At 60.3% G+C, this 15,864-nt stretch carries 17 protein-coding genes; 10 read left to right on the top strand and 7 right to left on the bottom strand.

Annotated elements, in window-relative coordinates:
• Window positions 1-132: 132 nt before the first annotated feature.
• The 6 genes from BUA94_RS12785 (at window position 133) to BUA94_RS12760 (ending at window position 7,068) form a co-directional block, all read left to right on the top strand.
• On the top strand, window positions 133-2,913 hold the full coding sequence (locus tag BUA94_RS12785; protein WP_073013555.1) for a hybrid sensor histidine kinase/response regulator: 2,781 nt from the start codon (window positions 133-135) through the stop codon (window positions 2,911-2,913).
• A complete protein-coding gene (locus BUA94_RS12780) occupies window positions 2,910-3,389 on the top strand; it encodes a chemotaxis protein CheW (protein ID WP_073013554.1) in 480 nt (159 codons plus the stop codon). The genes BUA94_RS12785 and BUA94_RS12780 overlap by 4 nt, the downstream gene beginning before the upstream one ends.
• 33 nt (window positions 3,390-3,422) lie before the next feature.
• The gene (locus BUA94_RS12775; protein WP_073013553.1) at window positions 3,423-3,788 is read left to right on the top strand and encodes a response regulator; all 366 of its coding nucleotides are present in this window, start codon (window positions 3,423-3,425) and stop codon (window positions 3,786-3,788) included.
• A gap of 21 nt (window positions 3,789-3,809) precedes the next feature.
• Window positions 3,810-5,015 (top strand): protein-glutamate methylesterase/protein-glutamine glutaminase, encoded by a 1,206-nt coding sequence (locus BUA94_RS12770; RefSeq protein ID WP_073013552.1) that lies wholly within the window; start codon window positions 3,810-3,812, stop codon window positions 5,013-5,015.
• Window positions 5,012-5,881: a CheR family methyltransferase gene (locus tag BUA94_RS12765; RefSeq protein ID WP_073013551.1), complete on the top strand. Its 870-nt coding sequence runs from the start codon at window positions 5,012-5,014 to the stop codon at window positions 5,879-5,881. The genes BUA94_RS12770 and BUA94_RS12765 overlap by 4 nt, the downstream gene beginning before the upstream one ends.
• A gap of 200 nt (window positions 5,882-6,081) precedes the next feature.
• Window positions 6,082-7,068, top strand: a complete 987-nt coding sequence (locus BUA94_RS12760) for an MBL fold metallo-hydrolase (protein WP_073013879.1) — start codon at window positions 6,082-6,084, stop codon at window positions 7,066-7,068.
• A gap of 14 nt (window positions 7,069-7,082) precedes the next feature.
• On the opposite strand, the gene BUA94_RS12755 is transcribed toward BUA94_RS12760, so the two are convergent.
• On the bottom strand, window positions 7,083-8,114 hold the full coding sequence (locus BUA94_RS12755) for a 4-hydroxyproline epimerase (RefSeq protein WP_073013550.1): 1,032 nt from the start codon (window positions 8,112-8,114) through the stop codon (window positions 7,083-7,085).
• A gap of 24 nt (window positions 8,115-8,138) precedes the next feature.
• Window positions 8,139-9,380, bottom strand: coding sequence for an NAD(P)/FAD-dependent oxidoreductase (locus tag BUA94_RS12750; RefSeq protein WP_073013549.1), 1,242 nt, complete (start codon window positions 9,378-9,380; stop codon window positions 8,139-8,141).
• 215 nt (window positions 9,381-9,595) lie between these two features.
• Here BUA94_RS12750 and BUA94_RS12745 point away from each other — a divergent pair, with 215 nt between their 5' ends.
• Window positions 9,596-10,249, top strand: a complete 654-nt coding sequence (locus BUA94_RS12745; RefSeq protein ID WP_073013548.1) for a GntR family transcriptional regulator — start codon at window positions 9,596-9,598, stop codon at window positions 10,247-10,249.
• A 16-nt stretch (window positions 10,250-10,265) separates the two neighbouring features.
• Here the strand turns inward: BUA94_RS12745 and arsB are convergent, their stop codons facing one another.
• Window positions 10,266-11,306, bottom strand: a complete 1,041-nt coding sequence (gene arsB, locus BUA94_RS12740) for an ACR3 family arsenite efflux transporter (protein WP_073013547.1) — start codon at window positions 11,304-11,306, stop codon at window positions 10,266-10,268.
• 42 nt (window positions 11,307-11,348) lie between these two features.
• Window positions 11,349-11,699 carry an ArsR/SmtB family transcription factor gene (locus BUA94_RS12735; RefSeq protein ID WP_073013546.1) on the bottom strand — a complete coding sequence of 117 codons (351 nt, stop codon included), beginning with the start codon at window positions 11,697-11,699 and terminating at the stop codon, window positions 11,349-11,351.
• A 64-nt stretch (window positions 11,700-11,763) separates the two neighbouring features.
• Between BUA94_RS12735 and BUA94_RS12730 the strand changes: the two genes are divergently transcribed.
• From BUA94_RS12730 to BUA94_RS12720, 3 genes are read left to right on the top strand one after another with little or no spacing between them, the layout of a single operon-like run.
• Window positions 11,764-12,399, top strand: a complete 636-nt coding sequence (locus tag BUA94_RS12730; protein WP_208980060.1) for a TetR/AcrR family transcriptional regulator — start codon at window positions 11,764-11,766, stop codon at window positions 12,397-12,399.
• Window positions 12,400-12,417: 18 nt separating this feature from the next.
• Window positions 12,418-12,768 carry a DUF3817 domain-containing protein gene (locus BUA94_RS12725; RefSeq protein WP_073013544.1) on the top strand — a complete coding sequence of 117 codons (351 nt, stop codon included), beginning with the start codon at window positions 12,418-12,420 and terminating at the stop codon, window positions 12,766-12,768.
• Complete coding sequence (locus tag BUA94_RS12720) at window positions 12,765-13,196, top strand: CopD family protein (protein WP_073013543.1); 432 nt, start codon at window positions 12,765-12,767, stop codon at window positions 13,194-13,196. Before BUA94_RS12725 ends, BUA94_RS12720 begins: the two co-directional genes overlap by 4 nt.
• A gap of 66 nt (window positions 13,197-13,262) precedes the next feature.
• Here BUA94_RS12720 and BUA94_RS12715 read toward each other — a convergent pair whose 3' ends face one another.
• From BUA94_RS12715 to BUA94_RS12705, 3 genes are read right to left on the bottom strand one after another with little or no spacing between them, the layout of a single operon-like run.
• Window positions 13,263-14,093 carry an ABC transporter ATP-binding protein gene (locus BUA94_RS12715; protein WP_073013542.1) on the bottom strand — a complete coding sequence of 277 codons (831 nt, stop codon included), beginning with the start codon at window positions 14,091-14,093 and terminating at the stop codon, window positions 13,263-13,265.
• Window positions 14,093-14,929: an ABC transporter ATP-binding protein gene (locus tag BUA94_RS12710; protein ID WP_073013541.1), complete on the bottom strand. Its 837-nt coding sequence runs from the start codon at window positions 14,927-14,929 to the stop codon at window positions 14,093-14,095. Before BUA94_RS12710 ends, BUA94_RS12715 begins: the two co-directional genes overlap by 1 nt.
• 4 nt (window positions 14,930-14,933) lie before the next feature.
• Window positions 14,934-15,860 (bottom strand): ABC transporter permease subunit, encoded by a 927-nt coding sequence (locus tag BUA94_RS12705; RefSeq protein ID WP_084081980.1) that lies wholly within the window; start codon window positions 15,858-15,860, stop codon window positions 14,934-14,936.
• Window positions 15,861-15,864: the final 4 nt, after the last annotated feature.

Here is a 15,864-nt window from a genome sequence, read left to right as displayed (position 1 = left end):
TTAGGTCGCGAAAGTCTTCTTTCGTTTCAGCGTATCTTAACTGTTTGAGCCCAGTCTCTCCCCATGGACATCCCGGTCCAGACGTCTCCTTGGAGGCGCGGTACCAGTGTAACAGTCGGGTGAGAGCAGGCCATGGACGACCTTCTCAGGGAATTTATTACCGAGACCAACGAGAGTCTCGATGTTGTTGACGTTGAGCTCGTCAAGTTCGAGCAAGAACCGAACAACGCCACGATCCTTGATAACATTTTTCGCCTTGTTCACACGATCAAGGGGACTTGCGGCTTCCTGGGGCTTCCGCGGCTTGAAGCGATCGCACATGCGGCAGAAACCCTCATGGGCAAGTTCCGTGAAGGCACCCCGGTCACGCCAAATGCAGTTTCGCTCATCCTGAGCTCGATTGACCGCATCAAGGAAATTCTGGCCGATCTTGAAGCGGCAGAGGGCGAAGAGCCCTCTGGTGACGATAGTGATCTGATCGCCGAACTGGAACGCATGTCGACCAATGCGGCGGCTGCTCCGGTTGTCGAGAAGGTTGCCGAGCCTGAGCCAGAGATGAACCTGAACATCCTGGAACAGAGCCTTGAGCGCCCACTGCGCCCGGGTGAAGTGTCTCTGGATGAGCTGGAACGCGCTTTCCGCGAGACGGAAGTCGAAGTCGAGGTTGCTGAAGTCGCTGTCGAGCCCGTAGAGGCACCGGCGCCAGCTCCTGCTCCGGAACCCGTCAAGGCAGAAGCAGCACCCAAGCCTGCGCGTCCGGCAAAGCCTGCCCGCGTTGCGGCTGATGCAGACGACGATAGCAAGGCGGATGCTTCGGAGAAGAAGTCCGGTGGCTCTTCTGTCTCCAACCAGTCGATCCGCGTGGCTGTGGATACTCTGGAACACCTGATGACCATGGTGTCCGAGCTGGTGCTGACCAGAAACCAGCTTCTGGAAATCGTCCGCCGTCATGAAGACAGCGAGTTCAAGGTTCCGCTGCAGCGCCTGTCCAACGTGACGGCAGAACTGCAGGAAGGCGTGATGGCGACGCGCATGCAGCCGATCGGCAATGCATGGCAGAAGCTGCCGCGTATCGTCCGCGACCTGAGCCAGGAACTCGAGAAGCCGATCGAACTTGAAATGATCGGTGCGGAAACCGAACTGGATCGCCAGGTTCTTGAGATGATCAAGGATCCGCTGACCCACATGGTCCGCAACTCTGCTGACCACGGCCTGGAAATGCCGTCGGCCCGCCGGGATGCCGGCAAGCCGGAAAAGGGCACGATCACTCTCGCTGCCTATCATGAAGGCGGCCACATCATCATCGAAGTTCGCGATGATGGTAAGGGTCTCGACGTCGAAAAGATCAAGGCGAAGGTTATCGAGCGCGGTATCGCGACCGAGGCCGAAGTCGACAAGATGTCCGACGCCCAGATCCACAAGTTCATCTTTGCTGCGGGCTTCTCCACGGCTGCCCAGGTGACCAGCGTGTCTGGCCGCGGTGTCGGCATGGACGTGGTGCGCAACAACATCGAGCTGATCGGTGGTACGGTTGACCTGCGCTCTGTTCCGGGCAAGGGCACCAGCTTCATCATCAAGATCCCGCTGACCCTGGCGATTGTTTCGACCCTGATCGTCGAGGCAAGCGGTGACCGCTTCGCAATCCCGCAGCTCTCCGTGGTTGAGCTGGTCCGTGTTCAGAACAACTCCGAACACCGGATCGAGCGCATCAAGGACACGCCTGTCCTGCGCCTGCGCAACAAGCTGCTTCCGTTGCTGCACCTGTCCCAGCTCCTCGGCATCTATGCCGGTGAGAATGCGGAAAAGGCCATCGACGAGGACAACGGCTTCATCGTCGTCATGCAGGTTGGCAGCCAGACCTTCGGCGTTGTCGTCGACGGGGTCTTCCACACCGAGGAAATCGTCGTCAAGCCGATGTCCACGATGCTGCGGAACCTGACCATGTTCTCGGGCAACACCATTCTGGGTGATGGCTCGGTGATCATGATCATTGATCCGAACGGTATCGCCAGCGCCATGGCAAGCCATGCTTCCAGCGCGGTTGCCGAGCAGAACGAAGAAGAGGCAGAGGACCTGCAGCGCCGGACGCAGACCAACCAGGCTGCGATCTCCATGCTGCTGTTCCGTGCCGGTGCTCCGGAACCCAAGGCGGTTCCGCTGTCCCTGGTCACCCGTCTCGAAGAGTTCGAGGTCTCCAAGATCGAACGCTCCAACGGCCGGGATCTGGTTCAGTACCGCGGTGCGCTCATGCCGCTCGTCTACGTCAACGAAGGCGATCAGCACAAGCTCGAAGGCACACAGCCGATGCTGGTCTTCTCCGACAGCGGCCGGTCCATGGGCCTGGTCGTCGACGAGATCGTCGACATTGTCGAAGAGCGCCTGAATATCGAAGTTGGCTCCGAACGTCCGGGCATCCTGGGCTCCGCGGTCATCAAGGAACGTGCGACCGAAGTCATCGACCTTGGCTACTATCTGCCGCAGGCCTTCGAAGACTGGTTCATGCGCAAGGAAATGGACATTCAGGCCCTCACCAAGAAGGTTCTGTTCGTCGATGACTCTGCCTTCTTCCGCAACATGCTGACCCCGGTCCTCAAGGCCGCCGGTTATGATGTGACCACTTGTGTCGGTCCGCAGGAAGCTCTGGATCTGCTGGAAAATGGCGTGAAGTTCCACGCGATCGTCAGCGATATCGAAATGCCGGAAATCAATGGTTTCGAGTTCTGCGAAGCAATGCGCCGCGATCCTCGGTTCCGTAACATTCCGATCCTGGCCCTGTCGGCCATGGTCACCCCGGCTTCCATCGAACGTGGCCGTCAGGCCGGGTTTGATGACTATGTCGCGAAGTTTGACCGTCCGGGCCTGATTGCTGCCCTCAAGGACGTGTTCTCTGGTGAAATGGGAGTTGCAGCATGACTGTGCTGGAGACCAATGTCGCCACTGGCGGTGACATGATCCAATATGTGACCGTTGTGATCGGAGGCCAGCTTTTTGGCCTCCCCATCTCCCAGGTTCATGACGTATTTGTCCCGGAAAGCGTGACGCGTGTCCCGCTTTCGGCTCCGGAAGTTGCCGGCGTTCTCAACCTGCGCGGCCGTATCGTGACTGCCATCGACATGCGCCGCCGCCTGCATCTGCCGCCGCGGACCGAAGGCACGATGATGGCCGTCGGGATCGAGTACAAGCATGAAAGCTACGGGCTCGTGATCGATACGGTGGGTGAGGTCCTGACCTTGCAGGCCAAGTCCGCCGAACCGAACCCGACCAACCTGGACAAGCGCTGGGCAGAAATTTCGGCAGGCGTACATCGTCTGGATGGCCGTTTGATGGTTATTCTCGATGTGGCCCGTCTTCTGGGGTCCATGTTTACTGAGCCAATGGCCGCAGCTTGATACAAGAGCCGGAATTTAGGGGAGTTTGCGAAAATGAAACAATGCCTTGTCGTGGATGACTCCAGCGTCATCCGGAAGGTTGCCCGCCGCATCCTGGAAGACATGAAGTTCGAGATCACCGAAGCCGAAGATGGCCAGCAGGCGCTTGATGCATGCCGCAAGGCCATGCCGGACGCGATCCTGCTCGACTGGAACATGCCGGTCATGGATGGTCTTGAGTTTCTGACGAGCCTTCGCAGTGAAGAAGGCGGCGAGAAGCCGATCGTTGTTTTCTGTACCACGGAAAATGATGTGGCGCATATCGCGCGTGCCATTCGTGCAGGCGCAAACGAATACATCATGAAGCCCTTCGACAGGGAAATCGTGGAAGCAAAGTTCCAGGAAGTTGGCCTGATCTAAAACAGCGTCTGGATCCCATTAATGTCGTTTGCGCAACAAAACATCACAAGCGGGGCAAACCCCGGAACAGATCCCATCAAGGTCATGGTTGTGGATGATGCTGTTGTCATCCGCGGCCTGCTGACACGCTGGCTCGACACTGATCCTGGGCTGAAGGTTGTCGGTTCCCACCGGAACGGCAAGCTTGCGGTCGATGATATTGAAAAGAGCAATCCCGATGTCGTTGTGCTCGATATCGAGATGCCTGAAATGGACGGAATGACGGCGCTCCCGCTGATGCTTGCAAAGAAGCGGGACCTTGTCGTGATCATGGCTTCCACCCTGACCCGGCGCAATGCCGAGATCAGCTTGAAGGCCCTGTCTCTTGGCGCGTCCGACTACGTTCCGAAACCTGAATCCACCTCGGAAGTGACAACCTCCGTCGATTTCCGCAGGGAGCTGATCGAGAAGGTCAAGGCGCTTGGTGCCCGAGCCCGCCGCATGCGCGGACCGGTTCGTACCATGCGTGCTGAAACAAATGCAGGACGGACTGCGTCTCAGGCACCGGTCGGCCGGCTTGCTACCACTGCGACGCCTTTGAGGGGGGCAGCCGTACCGGCCGCCGCGAAGCCTGCGTTCAAGCTGCGTCCCTATTCTGCCATCCGTCCCCGGATCCTGGCTATCGGGTCTTCGACGGGCGGGCCGCAGGCCCTGCAGCAGGTGATGAAGGATGTCGGCACGGCGATGCATGACATTCCGGTGGTGATCACTCAGCACATGCCCCCGACCTTTACGGCCATTCTGGCGGAACATGTCGGCAAGGCTGCCCTTCGTCCTTCCAAGGAAGGTGCGGATGGTGACGTTCTCCAGCCGGGCCACATCTATGTCGCTCCAGGCGGGAAGCATATGATCCTCGAGAAGGATGGCGGCGCGGTGAAGATCCGTCTGACGGACGATGCCCCTGTCAACTTCTGTAAGCCTGCTGTCGATCCGCTTTTCGACAGTGTTGCCAAGATCTATGGCTCGGCGACTCTCGGACTGATTTTGACCGGCATGGGTCATGACGGCGCAAATGGCGTCAAGACGATTGCCGCTGGCGGCGGAAGCATTGTTACCCAGGACGAGGCTTCCAGCGTTGTCTGGGGCATGCCGGGCGCTGCCGCGAACACGGGGATGTGCAGCGATGTGCTTCCCTTGTCTGAAATCGGACCGAAAGTCGTCCGTGTCCTGAAGGGGAATGCGCGATGACCCCCGCAGAATTTGAATTTCTTCAAAAATTCCTGAAGGACCGTTCCGGCCTGGTTCTGTCCAATGACAAACAGTATCTGGTCGAGAGCCGTCTTCTGCCGCTCGCAAAGGCACAGAAGCTGGATGGTCTCGGTCCGTTGATCCGCATCCTGCAGCGTGGCGGCAGCTCCAAGCTGGCCGACGATGTGGTGGAAGCCATGACGACCAACGAGTCGTTCTTCTTCCGCGACAAGACGCCGTTCGAGCATTTCAACGACACGATGCTGCCTGCTCTGCTGCAGTCGCGTGCTCGCACCAAGACCCTCAAGATCTGGTGCGCTGCTGCGTCTTCCGGCCAGGAGCCCTATTCCCTCGGCATTTGCCTGAAAGAAGCGGGCGCGAAGATGGCCGGCTGGCGGACCCGCATCCTGGGCACCGATCTGTCCATGGAAGTGCTCGAAAAAGCCAAGGCAGGTCTTTACAGCCAGTTCGAAGTCCAGCGCGGCCTGCCGATCCAGATGCTTTTGAAGTATTTCGATCAGAAGGGCGACCTGTGGCAGATCAGCCCGGAGCTTCGGGCCATGATCGAGTGGCGCAAGCTGAACCTGCTGGAGAGCTTCACGCATCTTGGCGAGTTCGACATCCTGTTCTGCCGCAACGTGCTGATCTATTTCGACCAGCCGACCAAGACCCAGGTGCTGGATCGCCTTGCAAAGATGATCCCGGAAGACGGCTATCTGGTTCTCGGCGCTGCTGAGACTGTGGTTGGTCTGAGCGATGCGTTCCGTCCGGTTCCGGGCAAGCGTGGCCTGTTCCAGCGCAAGGAAGCCGTCAAGCCCGCTCAGCCGGCTCCGCGGCTTGCTGTCGGTGGTCTTGCCCCGCGCTGATCTCGCAAGATTTACACATTCTCAAACGGCGGTCCTCGGGCCGCCGTTTTTGTTTGTGCTGTCAGAGGGTTGCCTGCTCGCGAAAATGTGAGGCCATGATCTGCATTTGGGGGCCACGGCCGCCTTTTCCCGCCGCTAATCTGCCCCAGATCAGATCCCAATCGCAGGCGTTGCGCCGCGAGGCAGAGATGGAGACAGAGATGAGCGGATTGAACCTTACGATTTCGCGCCGTTCGGCGTTGCTCGGGGCCACTGGCGCTGTGGCAGGGGCTGCCCTGCTTGGCCAGACAGGACAAGTTCTGGCAGAAGATGCCAAGGCTGCAGCGTCCGGTTCTCAGGCCCGGCTGCCGTTCGCCCGTTTCAAGATTGGTGGCTTTGAGGTCACAACGCTTCTGGACGGGACTGCGTCATCCGCCGAGCCGCAGAAGACTTTCGGTATGAATGTGCCTGCGGACGAGTTTGCGGAAGTCTCCGCTGCCAGTTTCCTTCCCGCTGATAGCTTCACCAACTTCTTCACGCCGACGCTTGTCAACACGGGTAAGGAGCTCGTCCTTTTCGACACTGGGATGGGAGAGGGCGCAAGGCCGGATCGCGGCAATCTGCGTAGCGCGCTGGAAACCGCAGGTTATACGCCGGAGCAGATCGATATTGTCGTTATCACCCATATGCATGGGGATCACATCGGCGGTCTTGCCGAAGGTGGCAATCCTGCCTTTGCCAATGCCCGCTATGTGACGGGTGCAAAGGAATATGACTTCTGGTCCAAGCTTGATCCGGCCGCCAATGGCGGGGCCAAGCTGGTGGCGAAGAACGTCACACCGCTCGCCGAGAAGACCACGTTCCTGGAGGATGGCGGCTCGGTCGTGTCCGGCATCACCGCGATGGCGGCTGCCGGCCATACGCCCGGTCATATGATCTACATGCTGGAGAGCGACGGGAAGCAGATGGTTCTGACGGCCGACACCGCGAACCACTATGTCTGGTCTCTTGCCCATCCGGATTGGGAAGTGCGTTTCGACATGGACAAGGCCGCTGCTGCCCAGACCCGCCGCAAGGTGCTCGGCATGCTCGCCAGCGACAAGATCCCCTTCGCCGGATACCACATGCCGTTTCCGGCGGTCGGTTACGTCGACACTGTGGGAGACGGCTTCCACTATGTGCCGGAGACCTATCAGCTCCGGCTCTGAGGTTTTCTGCCCGATCAGGGGCGGGGGTAGCGCTTTACCCCCGTTCCCGTCACCGAGAAGCCGGTCATATAGGGGTCGCGTTCGTCGAGAGTGATCGTGCTGGTGCCGGTCTTGACCGCCCAGCCTTCTATGGTCGGGACGATGCCGCGCCTGGTGCCGACCAGGACTTCTTCCTTGACCCCGCCGGTGAACAGGGAGCCGATCACGCTTTCGTGGACAAAGCTGTCGCCGACTTTCAGCTTGCCCTTGCCGAAGAGTTGGGCCATGCGGGCCGAGGTGCCCGTGCCGCAGGGGCTGCGGTCAATGGCCTTGTCTCCATAGAAGACAGCGTTTCGTGCGTCCGCCCCTTCGGCTGCCGCCGGTCCGGTCCATTGGATATGGGTGATCCCCTTGATGCCCGGATTGACCGGATGCACCATTTCATAGGCTTCGTTGAGGGCAATGCGCAGCTTGGGGCTGATCTGCACCAGTTGATCCACCGGCACGGAGCCGACGCCTGCGAAATTCGTCTGTGGCTCGATGATCGCATAGAAATTGCCGCCATAGGCAACGTCGAAGGTGAGGCGGCCGAACTCCGGGCAGTCGATCTCCAGCCCCTCTGCCGCCAGGAAGGAGGGCACGTTGGTAAGCTTCACCGAGGCGACGTATTCACCGTCCATGGTGTATTCGGCAAGCACGAGACCTGCTGGGGTCTCGAGGCGGGCGAGACCTGGCGTCCTGGGCTTCAGGAGACCTTCCTCGATCGCCATCGTCACGGTTCCGATTGTGCCGTGACCGCACATGGGCAGGCAGCCGGAGGTCTCGATGTAGAGAACGCCGACGTCATACTCATCGCTCGACGGCGGGTAGAGGATGGAGCCGGACATCATGTCGTGTCCACGCGGCTCGAACATCAGGCCGGTTCGGATCCAGTCATAGTTTTCCAGGAACATCTGCCGCCTCTCGAACATGGAAGCAGCCTGAATGCGCGGACCGCCGCCGGCAACAAGGCGGACCGGATTGCCGCAAGTGTGGCCATCGATGCAGAAGAATGTGTGGCGTGCCATGGAAAACTCCGCTGTGCGGCCCGGTCAGAAACGGCCGGCGCTGAAAGGCGTCAGATCGAGAGAAGGCTCTTCGTTGAAGACAAGCGCGGAAAGCGCTTCGGCAGTTGTGGCCGCCTGTGTCAGGCCATGATGGGCATGGCCGAACCCGTAGAGGATCGAGGGCGAAGCGGAAGAGCGGTCTATGACCGGCAGGCTGTCCGGCAGGGAGGGGCGGAAGCCCATCCAGCGTTTGCCCTCGCTGGCATCCAGCTTGGGGAAAATGGTTCTGGCACGGGAGATCATGGCATCCACGCGCTTCCAGTTCGGATCAAGGTCCAGACCGCCGAATTCGACCGCGCCACCGAGCCGCAATCCTGTCTCCAACTGGGAGACGGCAAAGCCATGCCCTGGCAGCATCATGAAATGCTTCAGGGAAATGCCCGGTGATGGGATCGTGATGTTATAGCCGCGTTCCGTATCGAGGGGCACCTTGTCACCAAGCTGGGCTGCAAAGGGCTTCGACCATGCGCCACAGGCAATGATGAGCTTTTCGCAGCTCTGCGTTTTGCCGTCGGTGAACGTCAGACGGGCGCCTTCCCCTTCCGCAGAAACAGTTGCAAGCGTCCTGCGGTCAAAGACAGCGCCCTTGGCCTCCAGCCATCCGGCGATGGACAGGCAGAGCTTTTTCGGATCATCCATCTGCGCCCAGCCGGGCACGAAAGCGCCGCCAACGACCGTCGGGCTGAGGTCTGGCTCCAGGTCCAGCAGTTCGCCGGAAGACAGGAGATCGATCTTGATGCCATGGGCTTTTTGTTCTGCCCAGCCGGCCTTGTTGCGCTCGAACTTTGCCACATTGTCGAAGACTTCGAGGCAGCCGTTGCGGTGGACCTGATTGTGGGTGCCGGTTAAAGCCCAGACGCGTTCCCATGCGGGCAGGGCGGAGGCGTTGAGCGCTGCGATTGCCTTGGTGCTTGCCTTGACGCGGGCCGGGCTGGACGCTGCCATGAACCGCAGCATCCAGGGCAGGATGGCAAGCGCATAGGCTGGGCGAACAGTCAGTGGCCCGAGCGGATCCATCAGCCAGCCGATCGCATCCTTCCAGATGCCGGGGGAGGCAAGCGGTGCCACATCCGTCCAGGCGATGCCGCCGGCGTTGCCCTGGCTGGCGCCTGCGGCTGGCCCCTCCTTGTCGATGATGGTGACGGAACATCCCCGTTCGAGGAGGAGGGAGGCGGTGGCCAGACCGATGATGCCGGCGCCGAGAATGGTGACATTGGGCTTGGTCATGTCGTTCAGGGCAAAACGCTTCTGCTCTGGCTGGCTGGCCGCAGGAGAGCGTTTGGTCCGTGGTCCTTCCTGAATGAGGCGATCGGAGACCGGGCGGTGATGATGAAATGCCTTTGAAAGGAAGAGTGCGATTGGTTTATCTTTTTGTCAACGACTGATATATCAAATGAAAGGCCTGCGGGTAGTTTCACCGTCACAACGTCAGGGAGTTGCATATGGCTGATGAGGAAAGTCTGGCACAGGTGGCTTATCACCGTCTGGAGGAAGACATCGTCACCCTGAAGCTGAAGCCCGGCGAGGCGATCACCGAGGCGCGGCTGACCGCCGAACTTGGCATGGGCCGGACGCCTATCCGCGAGGCAATCCAGCGGCTGAGCTGGGAGGGGCTGCTGACGATCCGCCCGAGGCTCGGCATGGTGATTGCCGAGATCAATCCGGGGGATTTCACCCGGGTGATGGAAGCGAGGCACTCTCTGGAAGTGCTTTTGTGTGGTGCCGCGGCCCGTCTGGCCAGCAAGGACGAGCGCAAGGCGCTTCAGGTCTGCGCAGGCCGGATGCGCGATGCTGCTGCGGACAGCGATGTGATTGCCTTCCTGCGTCTCGACAAGGAGTTCGACGAGATCGTTGCCCGGGCGGCCTGCAATCCCTTCGCGGCCAAGGCTGTTGGCCCGCTGCAGACCCTGAGCCGCCGCTACTGGTTCCGCTATCTGGGTGATGCGGATCTGGAGGCCTCCGCACAGGGGCATCTGGAGCTGATGCTGGCCATCGAGGCAGGCAACGAGCGCGACGCCACCAGCAAGGCGGAAGGGCTGATGCAGCATTTCCGCCGTCAGGCGGCCAGCCTGGTTGCCGAGGTGGAGTGGCTCTGACGCTTCTCTGAAAGCCTCAGGCGAACCAGTGCCGGGTGCGGTTGGCAAAGGCCACCAGAGACAGCATCACTGGCACTTCCACCAGAACGCCGACGACGGTGGCCAGCGCTGCACCGGAGTTGAGGCCAAAGAGGCTGATGGCGACCGCCACGGCCAGTTCGAAGAAGTTGGAGGTGCCGATCAGGGCTGCTGGAGCGGCAGTGTTGAACGGCACGCCCCAGACCTTTCCCCACAGATAGGCAATCGCAAAGATGCCGTAGCTCTGGATGATTAGGGGGGCTGCGATCAGCGCGATCAAGAGCGGATCGGCGATGATTGTTTCCGCCTGAAAGCCGAAGAGCAGCACGACCGTCGCCAGAAGACCCATGATCGAGAAGGGTTTGATCCGGCTGGTGAACTCGGCAATGCCTTCATGATTGCCACTCCTGTCCAGCATCCTGCGGGTGACATATCCGGCTGCAAGCGGGATCACCACATAGAGGATGACCGACAGGACCAGCGTCGCCCAGGGTACGATGATGTCCGTCACGCCCAGCAGGAGAGCCGTGATCGGGGCAAAGGCGAAGACCATGATGATGTCGTTGATCGATACCTGCACCAGGGTGTAGTTCGCGTCGCCGCGCACCAGCTGGCTCCAGACGAAGACCATGGCCGTGCAGGGGGCAACGCCGAGCAGGATCATGCCGGCGATATATTCCTTGGCGCTGGACGGGCTGACGAGGCCTGCGAACAGATGCTCGAAGAACAGGATGCCGAGTGCGGCCATGGTGAAGGGCTTGATCAGCCAGTTCACCACCAGGGTGATGCAGAGGCCTTTCGGCTTCTTGCCCACATCCTTCAGCGAGGCGAAGTCCACATTGACCATCATCGGGTAAATCATCACCCAGATGAACACGGCGACCACCAGATTGACGCTGGCATATTCCAGTCCGGCAATGGCCTGGAACGTGTCCGGCATGAGGAGACCGAGGGCAACGCCAGCGGCAATGCACAGCCCGACCCACAGGGACAGATAGCGCTCGAAAACGCCAAGAGGCGAGGGGGCCTGGGTGGTCACGTCAGTGTCTCCTGAACCGGATGGCGGATGGGCAAGTGGATGTCAGTCACAGCAGGACGAGCCAGAGCCGCCCTGAAGCATCGAGAAGAGCGGCGCACAGAGCTCGGGCTTGCCGCCGCAGCAATCATTCAGCAGATAGGTGACAAGGCTTTGAATGGCGGCCATGTCCGCGTGATAGACGATTGAGCGCCCATCCCGGCGGGCGTGCACAAGGCCGGACCGGGACAGGACGCTCAGATGGGTCGACAGGGTATTTGCTCTCACATCCAGCGCATCCGAGATGGCGCCCGCAGCCATGCCTTCTTGTCCGGCCTTCACCAGCAGGCGAAATACGTCGAGGCGGGTTTCCTGACCGAGGGCCGCGAATGCAGCAAGAGCGGTGTCTTTTTCCATAATTCGAGAATACTCGAAATATGGAATTCTGCAAGTCTGTTTTTCTTGTCACCCAATGCGATCAATGGCTCTTGAAAAATACGACCGGTCGTGCTTTTTTAGATGCATGAAAAGCAAGCAAACAAAACAGCGCTTATTGAACACTGGTCTCGATCTCTTGAGTGTGGAAGGGCTGGAGGGGCTTTCCATTGGCCGGGTTGCGGCCGAGGCAGGGCTTTCCAAGAGTGGATTGTTCGCCCATGTGCAATCGAAACAAGCGCTGGAGATCGAACTCTTTGATGCGAGTGCGGAACTCGCTTATCGAAGTTATGTTGAAGAGGCATTGAAGCAACCTGCAGGCTTTGCGCGGCTGCGGGCGCTTGTCGAGGGTTGGCTCGGCTGGAGTGGCAAGGCAGGCTTGCGGGGCGGGTGTCCCGTTGCCGCTGCACTGTTCGAGCTGGATGATCGGCCCGGTCCCGTGCGCGACCATGTTGCGATGCTTGAACGCCGATGGCGCCATCTTCTGTTGCAGCTCACTGCGGAAACGATCGAGGCTGGCGAGTTCCGGAAGGAACTGGACCCGGAGCAATTTGTCTGGGAACTGTGCGGCATCTATCTCAGCCACCATGCCTCCAGCCGTTTCATGCATGACCCTGCATCCGGCCCGCGGGCAGCGGTTGCACTTGAGGCCCTGTTTGAGCGGGCAAAATCACACAACTGACCAACCGGAGTTACCCTGATGACAGGACAGGAACTTGCGCAAGAAGCGCGGGAACCCAATGGCGAGCGCAGTCCGATCAAATGGCTTGTTGCGGCATCTCTTTTCGAAGCTGTGACATTGGCCTTGCTGGTCTGCGTTGCCGTGCCGCTGAAACATGCCGCTGGCTTTGAAATTGCCACAAAGATCATGGGGCCGGTGCATGGGCTGGCGTTTCTGATCTATCTCTGGACAGTGTTCAACACGGTCTCAGATGGAAGTTGGAAGGCTTCGGCAATTGCGCGTCTGGTTCTCAGTGCCTTTGTGCCATTTGCAGGTTTCCTGACGCCTCGTTTCATTCGCCACCAACGCGGAGCGCTGGGCAGACGATGACCTTTTATGAATTTCTACCCTGGCTGACCGGTTTGCATGTTGCTGCTGTTCTTGTCTTTGCAGGTGGTCTTGTGGGCGAGACGATCATTCTTGCAGCTTTGCCGCAGAACCAAAGCTTGAGCCAGGAACAGCAGAATCTGGCAGCCTTTGTCCATCGTTTGGATCGCCGTCTGACGGCGCCCGCTCTGCTTCTGGTCTGGATTCTCGGCATAACGCTTGCTGTCACCATGGGCTGGTTTTCTGAAACCTGGCTGCAGGTGAAGCTTGTGTTTGTCCTGATCCTCTCTGCGTTGCACGGCATGCAGTCCGGCTTGCTGAGGCGCCTTGCAAACGGCAGCGGTCAGGTCCGGGGCCAGGCGCTGCGTCTGACGATCATCCTGGCGGCTTTTGTTCTCGTCGCCATTCTGGCTGTCGTGAAGCCGTTCTGAGGGCTCAAACGAAATCAGGCGGGCCTTGCGGTCCCGCCTGATGAGTTCCTTACCGACGCTCTTCTCTCACGCCGCCTTGGCAGCCAGTCTCTTCCGGATGCTGTCCACGTCCGCCTGGGGCGTTGCGGCGAAGAGGGTGCGGGTGTAGTCGTGCTTCGGATCGTCGAAGACCTCGTCCCGCGTGCCGTATTCCACCACTTCACCGAAATACATCACCATCACCTTGTCGGCGAGGTAGCGCACGACCGACAGGTCATGGCTGATGAAGACATAGGTGAGGCCCATCTCGTCCTGAAGATCCTTGAGAAGGTTCAGGATCTGCGCCTGCACGGACAGGTCCAGTGCAGAGACCGGCTCGTCCAGAACCAGCAGCTTCGGCTTCATCATGATGGCGCGGGCAATGGCGATGCGCTGACGCTGACCGCCAGAGAACATGTGCGGATAGCGGCCGTAATGTTCCGGCTGCAGGCCCACCTTCTGGAGCATTTCCAGAGCGAGGGCCTTGCGCTCGGCGGCGCTCATGCTGGTGTTCAGCAGCAGCGGCTCTTCCAGAACGTGACCGATCTTCTGGCGCGGGTTGAGCGAGCCATAGGGGTTCTGGAACACGATCTGCACCATCTGGCGCATCTCGCGGGATATGCCGGTCTTGGCGATGTCGATCGGCATGCCGCCGATCTCGATGGAGCCGGAGGACTGGGCGTCGATCATGGAGAGCATGCGGGCAAGGGTGGACTTGCCGCAGCCGCTTTCTCCGACGATGGCGAGGGTCGAGCCGCGTTTCACGTCAAAGCTGACACCCTTCACGGCGGTCAGGGTCGAGGCCTTGCGGAACAACCCGCCCTTGATGTCATAGGTCCGGTAAAGGTCGCGGACCTTGAGGATGGAATCATCGCTCATCAGAAACCTCCTGCGCCGGCAAAGTCGCTGACTGTCGGCAGACGGTCACCCGTCGCGTTTTCCGGCAGGGCGGACAACAGGGCCTTGGTATAGTTGCTCTTCGGGGCTTCGAAGAGGGACAGCACGTCGGCTTCCTCCATCTTGCGGCCCTTGTACTGGACGATCACACGGTCGGCGGTTTCCGCGACCACGCCCATGTCATGGGTGATCATGATCAGGCCCATGCCGCTGTCCTGCTGCAGCTTCACCAGGAGATCGAGGATCTGCTTCTGGATCGTCACGTCGAGAGCCGTGGTCGGCTCGTCGGCGATGAGCAGTTTCGGGGCGCAGGCAATGGCCATGGCGATCATGACGCGCTGGCACTGGCCGCCCGACATCTGGTGCGGGAAGGCGCTGAGCCGCCGTTCCGGGTCGGGCAGACCCACAGCGCGCATCAGTTCGAGCACGCGGGCCTTGCGGTCTGCCTTGGACAGGTTGGTGTGGACCTTCAGTGCTTCGCTCAGCTGGAACCCGACCGTGAAGCACGGGTTGAGGCTGGCGATCGGCTCCTGAAAGATCATGGAGATGTCCTTGCCGATGACCTTGCGGCGCTCCTTGGCGGAGAGCTTGCGCAGGTCGCGGCCTTCGAACTCCATCTTGTCGGCGGTGATGGTCGCAGTGTCGGGCAGAAGGCCCATAGTTGCCAGCATGGCGACGGACTTGCCAGAGCCGGATTCCCCGACGATGGCGAGCACTTCGCCTGCTTCCACCGTGTAGTCGACGCCGTCCAGCGCCCGGAACGGGCCTTTGGCGGTGTCGAACTCGACCCGGAGATTGCGGATTTCAAGAAGCGGCATCGGATCAGCTCCTCTTCAGCTTCGGATCAAGCGCATCGCGCAGGCCGTCGCCGACCAGGTTGATGGCGAGAACGGTGATGAGGATGGCAAGACCCGGGAAGGTGACGACCCACCAGGCGCGCAGGATGAACTCGCGCGCTTCGGCCAGCATGGTGCCCCATTCCGGCGTCGGCGGCTGGGCACCCATGCCCAGGAAGCCGAGGGCGGCCGCATCCAGGATCGCACTCGAGAAGGAAAGGGTCGCCTGAACGATCAGCGGTGCCAGGCAGTTCGGCAGAATGGTCTTGACCATCAGGCGCAGATGGCCGGCACCGGCAACGCGGGCGGCAACCACATAGTCCCGGTTCCGTTCAGCCATGACGGCTGCACGGGTCAGGCGCACGAAATGCGGCTGGAGCACGAGCGCGATGGCGATCATGGCGTTTGTCAGGCCCGGCCCGAGAACCGCCACCAGCACAAGGGCGAGCAGCAGGGACGGGAAGGCGAGAATGATGTCCATCACGCGCATGATCAGCGTGTCGACCATGCCGCCGACATAGCCGGCAATCAGGCCAAGGGTGATGCCGCCTGCGAGGGCGATGCCAACCACGATGACGCCGATGAACAGCGAATATTGCGCGCCGAAGATCAGGCGCGAAAGGATGTCGCGGCCGACGGCGTCGGTTCCAAGCAGGAATGCTGCCTTGCCGCCTTCCTGCCAGACGGGCGGGGTCAGGAAGCTGTCGCGGTACTGCAGGCTCGGGTCATGGGGCGCAATCAGCGGAGCGCAGATCGCTACGATGACCAGGGCCAGAAAAATGGCCAGGCCGACGACGGCGCCTTTGTTCTGGGAGAAATAGTACCAGAACTCCGCCAGCATGGCCCGTGAGGCGTTGCGGCTCTCCTTGTCGAGAGCGGCAGTGTCTACGCCGTTGGGGGTGATTTCTGTCATGACT

It is taken from the genome of Roseibium suaedae (assembly GCF_900142725.1).
Lineage (GTDB): Bacteria > Pseudomonadota > Alphaproteobacteria > Rhizobiales > Stappiaceae > Roseibium > Roseibium suaedae.
The sequence above is the reverse complement of the archived record's forward strand: the minus strand, read 5'-3'. Positions and strand labels throughout refer to the sequence as shown.